Source organism: Methanobrevibacter sp., assembly GCF_045577275.1.
Lineage (GTDB): Archaea > Methanobacteriota > Methanobacteria > Methanobacteriales > Methanobacteriaceae > Methanobrevibacter.
Genome location: NZ_JAZNIB010000110.1, coordinates 1 through 9,043, shown reverse-complemented (window position 1 = coordinate 9,043; position 9,043 = coordinate 1). Strand labels below are relative to the sequence as shown.

Below are 9,043 nucleotides of genomic sequence, written 5' to 3'. Positions count from 1 at the left end.
AATTGAAAAATGCTAAAAAAATTTTAATGAAATATTAAATGAATTTTTAAAAAAAATAGAAAAAATATCAAAAAATGAAAAGAGAAAATTTCATTTATTTCACTAAATCAAGAGTAAGTTCATCCCTCTTTCCATCAAAGTATTTCTCCAACACAAGAGAGAAAACCTCATCATCACTGACCAATTCAAATAATGTCATTGAACTTCTTAATTTCTTACTGTCAGTGTGACCAAATATACTTATAGGATCATTAGTCTCCAACTTAAGCAATTCAGAAGATATGTTTATCAGATTATCTCTTAAATATTCATTATCCATATATTCCCTTGCTTCTTCAAGACCATCAATAGAATAATACTTGGCTGTAGAGCTTCTGCCTAAACCTTTGATTTGAGGAAATATGTACCACATATAATGATTTCTCTTTTTGCCATTGCTGATTTCCCTAAAAGCAATAGCATAATCTTCTTTTTGAGCATTTATAAACCTATCTAAACTAATATTATCTCCCCCTAATTTAAAATTATTAAAATTTTTAAAATTATTTAAAAAAAGATAAAAAAAGATAAAAAAAGAATTTGAAAATTATATGAATTTATCTTCAAATTCCACTAAAACATTTAAAAGATCATAAGATAATCTGTGAATCGCTTTAGAATGTATTTCATTTGGAACTTCCCAGTATGCAGATGCAATTCCTCCTGCAATAGCTGCCATGGTATCAGCATCTCCACCTAAGGAAATGCAGTTTCTAATGGTGTCCTCATAATCTTCAGCTTCCAAAAAACAAATGATTGACTCAGGAACAGAACCTTGACAAGAAACATCAAACTTATAGTATGGTCTGATTTCATCAACTGTTCTGTTTAAGTCATAGTCATATCTTATTTCAATATGGTCTCTGATTTCCTCTTTAGATGATCCGAGTCTTGCCAAATAGATAGCATCAGCAGTAGCCAATGCCCCCTTAATTCCTTCAGGATGATTATGGGTTACTTCAGCAGAAATCCTTGCCAATCTTTGAACTTCATCTAAGGAGTCTCCAACCCATGCAACAGGAGAAACCCTCATTGCTGAACCGTTACCCCAACTATTATAAGGCTCTGGATTTTCAGTCTTTAACCAATTGTTAAACATTCTGCCATATCCTCCTTTAGGATATCTGTTTCCAAAGTCTTGCAGTTGCCTAACCAATTCCTCCTTTGAATTCTTATCCTTAAGTAGCCATTTAGCTACAGCAAGTGTCATGATTGTATCATCAGTAAATGAAGATTTTTTATTAAAAAGAGAAAATTCCTTAGTTTTAATTGGCTTAAACTCATGTGTTGATCCGATTATATCTCCAGCAATTGCTCCAATAATTCCTTTCATATTTTACCCCCTATTCTTTATACTAATAATATGGATTTCGTTATTTATAAAACTTCGTTATTATAAAAATAACTTTTTTTAATTTACTTTTTATAATTTGGATAATAGATTATATAGTTTTAAGATAAATAATTAATTAAGTCTAAACTCAAAGGATAATTTTAAAAAAAGGTGGAATAATGAAAACCATTGTAATTAATGCAGACCCTAAAATAAAACAGGAAATAGGAAAGCTTTTGAAATCTGCAGGAGAAGGTGCCGAATCCGTCGGAAGCGAAGTTGAATACTTTGATTTATACAAAATAGATATGAGAGGTTGCATGATCTGCTCAATTTGTAAAAAGAAAAATAAAGAAAGCTTCAAATGTTACTGGAAAGATGACTTATCCCCAATAATTGAAAAGATTCTTAATGCAGACACTCTTTTAATAGGTTCTCAAATATTCTTCAATGAACCAACAAGCCATTATAGGGCTTTAGTTGAAAGACTTATATATTGTATTGTTTCATATGATAGAAACTACTACTACAAAGGAAAAGTAAATGTAGGCATCTTTTATAGTGTTATCTCTCCAAAAAAGCATTTTAAAAAAAATGTTCGCCCTAATCTCAAATCAACAGAAGATTTGTTTAAAATGTTAAATGGCGAAGTTAAGGTTTATGAATCATATAAAGGAATGACAAGCAAGAAAAAGACTGAAGATGAAATCAAAGAAAAGGAAAAGGAATTTGAAATGGATTTGAAAAATGCATATGAAATAGGTGCAGAATTAGCTAAAGAATAGTATTTTTAAGAATTATATGATAATAGGAACAATAATGAATATAATTCAATATCATTAAAACAGTTAACTATTTTTTGAATAAAGTTCTTGAAATATTAGACAAAACAGAACATTTGTTAGAAAAAAATAAAACTAAATATGGTAAAGTATATATTATATTAACTAATTAAATTAAATGTGCATATATGTTTGGATTATAGCAAATATGATTAGGGCATGTATGTTGATGAAAATTTTGTTAATAATAGTATTAAATACTGAAAAAATTGGAATCAGATATTGTTCTAATAACTTTAGAACAATATCAAAGGCTTTTAACCAATAGTCTTAATCTTCGGATTCAGTTCTAGGAAAAAACCTAGTGAAAAATTTTCGCTTAATTTAATATCAGGTCCATTAAAAAATATTAAATTGGGCGAAGTGACTTAAATTAAATAAAATAATTTAGCTATCTTTTTATCAATTATTAATTTAATTGGTTTATGGGTTGTAGATAGCTATTTTATTTTATTATTCATAATCTATTTTTAAAAATTTTACACACACTAATTTTTACAATTTGACTAATTTTAAAAAAAAATAATAAACTCCAACATCCACCAAAATAAACAATTTTTTCAAAAATTGATCTTGAAAAATTCATCTCAGAACAACTATTTTTCAAAATTTAAAATAAAAAAAATAAAAATTTTTATAAAATTTTCATCCTATTCTTGTAAAACAAACTTATTACTATTTATATATAAATTTATTATTTTTTAATTTAAATATAAAGATTTATATTTATAAAAATGTTAATAATATAATTGCTACTTATGTAGCGGTTTCATATGTTTTTCTTATTTTAATATTATTAAAAAGGCAAAAGTTTTCATTAATTAAAGTTAAACAAAATAAAAATTGTTTTAAAATGAGGAAAATTATGCGTTTAAAGCGAGATTTATTTTTCACTTTAATACTGTTTTTAATAATATTTTCAATTTCATTTGTAAGTGCAAGTGAATTAACATACGATTCAAACACGGACGAACTTACAACCCTATCTGTTTCAGATGTAAATTCAATTGATGAAGATTTAAACGACGTTAAATTGGATTCAGTTGGAGATGATTCAAACGATGAACTAATAGATTCAGTTGATGACAATTTAGATGAGAGTGAATTAAATTCAATTGATGATACATCAAGTCCCTCACTGGACCTGGAGGACGATGAACAAGATATAGACGAAATTGAAAGTAATGATTGTTTAACTTTGAATAACAAAGCGCAATTATTGCGAGCTAGTGACAATGAAGAAATCCTAGGTGCTCAAATACATGTTCAAGGTGATACAGCATCAGATGTCTTAAATGCTATGTTTGATGCGAGTCCTGGAGATATAATCTTCCTTGATGGTAAAACATATAGCGGCACTGCTAACCGCCAATATTGGCAGTCTAGCACACTAAATGGCATAACTGTCTATGGTGGAAGCTATATTGGTGATACCACAATGGCAAAATTCACTGATGGAGGATACGTATTTACAATCAATGATTGTCAAATAAACAATGTTCGATTTGAAAATATGAATTTCACCAATTCCATGTTTTGGTTTGCTGGTGCTTCAGGAAGTATATCAAATTCTGTATTTAATAATTTACAATGTAGTGTACAAGGATTATGTTTTATGGGTGATCAAGGCTCTAATAGACAATATCCAATCACAAATTGTAATTTTACAAATTTGCATCACATTTACAATCCAAATGTTGCACAAGGCCAATACAATGAATTTGACGACGGACATGGTCAATTGATAGCTGCATTCGGAATAAAGATGGACCATTGTAACTTTGTAAATACCTCATCCACTAACCATGGTGGTGCAATATGTATTGCTGATGAATCAAGATGGGGTAGTAGAACTGTTCCATCTATAATTAACAATACAAACTTCATTGGTGTTGAATCCAAATGGTTTGCAGTTTATATACATGCGAACTTCTCAGATTCTGGAGATGATCATATTACCAGCCCGGAAATTGTTGAAAATTGTAATTTTATCAATTGTACAGGAACCGAAGAGTATTCCGCTTGTCTCGGAATAAGTCACGATGACCTTATTGTTAAAAATTGTAATTTTGTCAATAACACAGGAGGGCAAGGTGCAGCAATAATGGTTGGTGGATTAACCAATGCTGATGGAAGTCTTGATGATGCTGCATTTAACGGTAGAAATACAAAAGGTAATAATATAAGCATTATCGGATGTAATTTTACTGACAACTTTGTTTCAAGGCATGATACTGCAGCTAACCAATCAGGATTATATAATTATCCTGATGGGTCCACAGGTAATGCTGGAGCAATTTATGTATTTGGTAATGACACTAAGATAATTGATTGTCAATTCAATAACAACACAGCCCAAGATGGTAGTGGTGCTGCTATTTATATCGTTGGTCATAGAACTGTAATAAATGGTTCAGAGTTTTATAACCACAATAGTGATAACGGTACAGTTTTCATTTTAGGTAATAACACTACAATCAACAATTCTAACTTCCATGATAACGAAGCAGTATACACCGGAGCTTGTGTTTATATTGAAGGAAACAATACAAACGTCACTGACAGCACTTTCAGAAACAACAAAGCGGATAAAGGTGCAGGTATTTACATAGTTGGTCAAAACACCAATATTAGGGATTCTACCTTCGAAAGCAACAATGCTACAAATGGTGGAGCAATATATATTGACGGAGACAACAGTCAAATCAACTCCAACACATTTAATAAAAACAATGTAACTGATCAAGGTGGAGCACTATTTATTGAAGGAAGTGGCTCAAGTATTAGCAAAAATACCTTCACTTACAACGAAGCAGTACCTGCTAGTGCTGAAGGAACTACCGGTCTCGGTGGAGCAATATATGTTAAAGGTGACAACACAAACACTGATAGCAACACTTTCACTAACAATAAAGCTCGTAACGGATCTGCAATCTACACTGACGGAAAAAATTTCAACCTTCAACATGACACATTTGGTGAAAATCAAGCATGGAGTTATCTTTTGATTATTACTCCAGAGCCTGAAGAAAGTTTCTATAATCAAAGTGATGTTAATGTAACTGTTGTACACGTTGGTGGAGACAATATCATTAATGCAATCCATAACACAGCATCCAATGATCAAATTCATTTCTTGGATGTGACTTACTGGAACAATTACGGACAATCCATTAATACAGGAACTACTGTTCTTGAACCAGTAAATGGAGCTGAACTTAGTGAAAATGGAACAAAAGTTTATCAGGATGATCGTGAATTTGAACAATTAATCCAACTCATGATTCAACATGCAGATGGTGAAGTAATACTTCCAATGACAAATCTTATAACTAATATTTATGGAAATGTCACTGTAACCCTTACAAAACCATTAAGACCTGGAAACTATAGTGTTTATGCAATTCACCCTGAAGACTGGAATTATAAAGTCATTGAAAATACCAGTGCATTTAGAGTAATTCCATATGTAGACATCTCTACTGATAAAGACTCTGATAAGGACGAATATTATGTAGGGGACACTGCAATTTGGACAATTACTGTACACAATGCAGATAATGGTACAAATGCAACTAATGTAACTGTAACAGACAAATTGCCTTCTGGATTTGCATTTGTCAGCTATGTTGCATCACAAGGTAATTATGATGCTAACACAGGAATTTGGTACATTGGAAACATGACCAATGGATCAACTGTGCAATTAACCATTAACTCAATTGCAACATTCGCTGATAACTATAACAACATTGCTAATGCAAGTTCCAACGAAACTGATTGGAATTTGACTAACAATGAAGACAATAAGACTGTTAAAGTATTGCCTGTAGTTAATTTGACAATTGATAAAAGCGTTAATGTTGATGTCGTATACGTTGGTGAAAATGTAATATTTACCATTAATGTAACCAACAACGGACCATCCAACGCAACAATGGTTAAAGTGGAAGATGTTCTTCCTGAACAATTCGAATATGTAACAAGCAATGATACTTCATTCAGTGGAAATCAAATTATAATTCCTAAATTGAATGTAGGGAACTCATATCTATTTACAATTACAGCAAAAACATTAATCAACGGAACCTGGAACAACACAGCAAACGCAACCTGTAAAGAAAACGACACCGTCGTAAACGATACCGCAACAGTAACTGTTCTTCCAGTAGTCAACTTAACCATTGACAAATCCGTAGACCTTGGACATGTAAAAGTTGGAGACACAATAGTATTCACTATTAATGTAACCAACAACGGACCATCAAATGCTACAAATGTTGTAATAGAAGATGTGGTTCCAGAACAATTCAATGTTACTGGATGTAGTGATCCTAGATTTGAAAACAATAAGATCACTATTTCCTATTTGAATAAAGGAGAATCAATCCAATTCACAATTACAGCAGTCGCATTAATCAACGGTACCTGGAACAACACAGCAAACGCAACCTGCGATGAAAACGACACAGTAGTTAATGATACAGTCGAAGTAATCGTTGACCCAGTAGTCAACTTAACAATCGACAAAGCTGTTGACTTCGATCGCGTATTCGTTGGAGACACTGTTGTATTTACAATAAACGTAACCAACAACGGACCATCCAACGCAACCCAAGTCGTAATCGAAGACATCGTACCAGAACAATTCCAAGTAACTGGATGCAACGACACAGCATTTAGTGGCAACAAAATAACTGTTGACAAATTAAATGTGGGAGACTCATACGCATTCACAATAACCGCAACCGCATTGATTGCAGGAACTTGGAACAACACAGCAAACGCAACCTGTAAAGAAAACGACACAATCGTAAACGACACAGTAACTGTAATCGTTGACCCAGTAGTTAACTTAACCATTAACAAAACTGTAAACAACAATCACGTACAAGTTGGAGAAACTGTTGTATTTACCATTAATGTAACCAACAACGGACCATCCAACGCAACCGTCGTAACAATCGAAGATGTAGTGCCAGAACAATTCGGAAACGTAGTATGCAATGACTCCAGATATGCGGACAATAAGATCATTATTGACCAATTAAATAAAGGAGAATCAATTGTATTCACACTTACCGCAACCGCATTGATTAACGGAACCTGGAACAACACAGCAAGCGTATTCTGTAAAGAAAACGATACCATCAAAAACGACACAGTTAATGTAACAGTAGATCCAGTAGTCAACCTAACCATAAACAAAACAGTTGACCTCGATCACGTACAAGTTGGAGACACCATTGTATTTACAATAAACGTAACCAACAACGGACCATCCAACGCAACCCAAGTCGTAATCGAAGATATCGTACCAGAACAATTCAATGTAACCGCATGCAACGACACAGCATACAGTGGAAACAAGCTCATAATTGACCACTTAAATGCAGGTGAATCATACGCATTCACAATCACAGCAACAGCATTGATAAACGGTACCTGGGTAAACATAGCAAACGTAACCTGCGACGAAAACGACACAGTAGTCGAAGACAACGCAACCGTAACCGTCGACACAGTAGTCAACCTAACAATCGACAAAACTGTAGACATAGGTCACGTAAGTGTTGGAGACACTGTTGTATTTACAATAAACGTAACCAACAACGGACCATCCAACGCAACTGTCGTAACAATCGAAGATATCGTACCAGAACAATTCAATGTAACCGCATGCAACGACACAGCATACAGTGATAACAAATTAATCATTGCACAGTTAAATATCGGTGAATCATACGCATTCACAATAACTGCAACCGCATTAATCGCTGGTACATGGAACAACACAGCAAACGTAACCTGTAAAGAAAACGACACAGTAATCAATGACACAGTCGAAGTAATCGTAGATCCAGTAGTTAACTTAACCATTAACAAAACCGTTGAACCTGGCCATGTGCAAGTTGGCGAAACCGTAGTATTCACTATAAACGTAACCAACAACGGACCATCCAACGCAACCCAAGTTGTAATTGAGGATGTAGTGCCAGAACAATTCGGAAACGTAGTATGCAATGACTCCAGATACGCAGACAATAAAATCATTATTGACCAATTAAACACTGGAGACTCAATTGTATTCACACTTACCGCAACCGCACTAATCAACGGAACATGGAACAACACAGCAAACGTAAACAGTCCAGAAAACGATACCGTCGTAAACGACACAGTAAACGTAACCGTTGACCCAGTAGTAAACTTAACTATTGACAAAACTGTAGACTTAGAACATGTCCAAGTTGGAGATACCATTGTATTTACAATAAACGTAACCAACAACGGACCATCCAACGCAACTGTCGTAACAATCGAAGATATCGTACCAGAACAATTCAATGTAACCGCATGCAACGGCACAAAATACGTCGATAACAAATTAATAATCGGCCAATTAAATGTCGGTGAATCATACGCATTCACAATAACCGCAACCGCATTGATTAACGGAACCTGGAACAACACAGCAAACGTAACCTGTAAAGAAAACGACACAGTAATCAACGATACCGTAACTGTTATCGTAGATCCAGTGGTAAACTTAACCATTAACAAAACCGTTGAACCTGGCCGTGTCAAAGTTGGCGAAACCGTAGTGTTCACTATAAATGTAACCAACAACGGACCATCCAACGCAACAATGGTAGAAATTACCGATATCGTACCAGAACAATTCAATGTAACCTCATGTAATGACTCTTCATTCATCAACAATAAGATAATTATTGAAAAATTGAATGTAGGCGAATCATACGCATTCACAATCACAGCAACAGCATTGATAAACGGTACCTGGAACAACACAGCAAACGTAACATGT

The 9,043-nt window shown here is 33.5% G+C and carries 4 protein-coding genes; 2 read left to right on the top strand and 2 right to left on the bottom strand.

Going from position 1 to position 9,043, the window contains the following annotated elements:
- Window positions 1–94: 94 nt before the first annotated feature.
- Together ACKI67_RS03635 and ACKI67_RS03630 are read right to left on the bottom strand one after the other, a co-directional pair.
- The gene (locus ACKI67_RS03635) at window positions 95–502 is read right to left on the bottom strand and encodes a DUF1810 domain-containing protein (protein WP_407462031.1); all 408 of its coding nucleotides are present in this window, start codon (window positions 500–502) and stop codon (window positions 95–97) included.
- Window positions 503–586: 84 nt separating this feature from the next.
- On the bottom strand, window positions 587–1,372 hold the full coding sequence (locus ACKI67_RS03630) for an ADP-ribosylglycohydrolase family protein (RefSeq protein ID WP_407462030.1): 786 nt from the start codon (window positions 1,370–1,372) through the stop codon (window positions 587–589).
- A 179-nt stretch (window positions 1,373–1,551) separates the two neighbouring features.
- On the opposite strand from ACKI67_RS03630, the gene ACKI67_RS03625 reads away from it, so the two are divergent.
- On the top strand, window positions 1,552–2,157 hold the full coding sequence (locus ACKI67_RS03625) for a flavodoxin family protein (RefSeq protein ID WP_407462029.1): 606 nt from the start codon (window positions 1,552–1,554) through the stop codon (window positions 2,155–2,157).
- Window positions 2,158–3,079: 922 nt separating this feature from the next.
- The coding region (locus ACKI67_RS03620) for a hypothetical protein (protein ID WP_407462028.1) at window positions 3,080–9,043 on the top strand (5,964 nt) is incomplete at its 3' end.

Coding starts and splice junctions, on each gene's coding strand:
- ACKI67_RS03625 (WP_407462029.1), top strand. CDS start 1,552: ATGAAAACCATTGTAATTAATGCAGACCCTAAAATAAAACAGGAAATA.
- ACKI67_RS03630 (WP_407462030.1), bottom strand. CDS start 1,372: ATGAAAGGAATTATTGGAGCAATTGCTGGAGATATAATCGGATCAACA.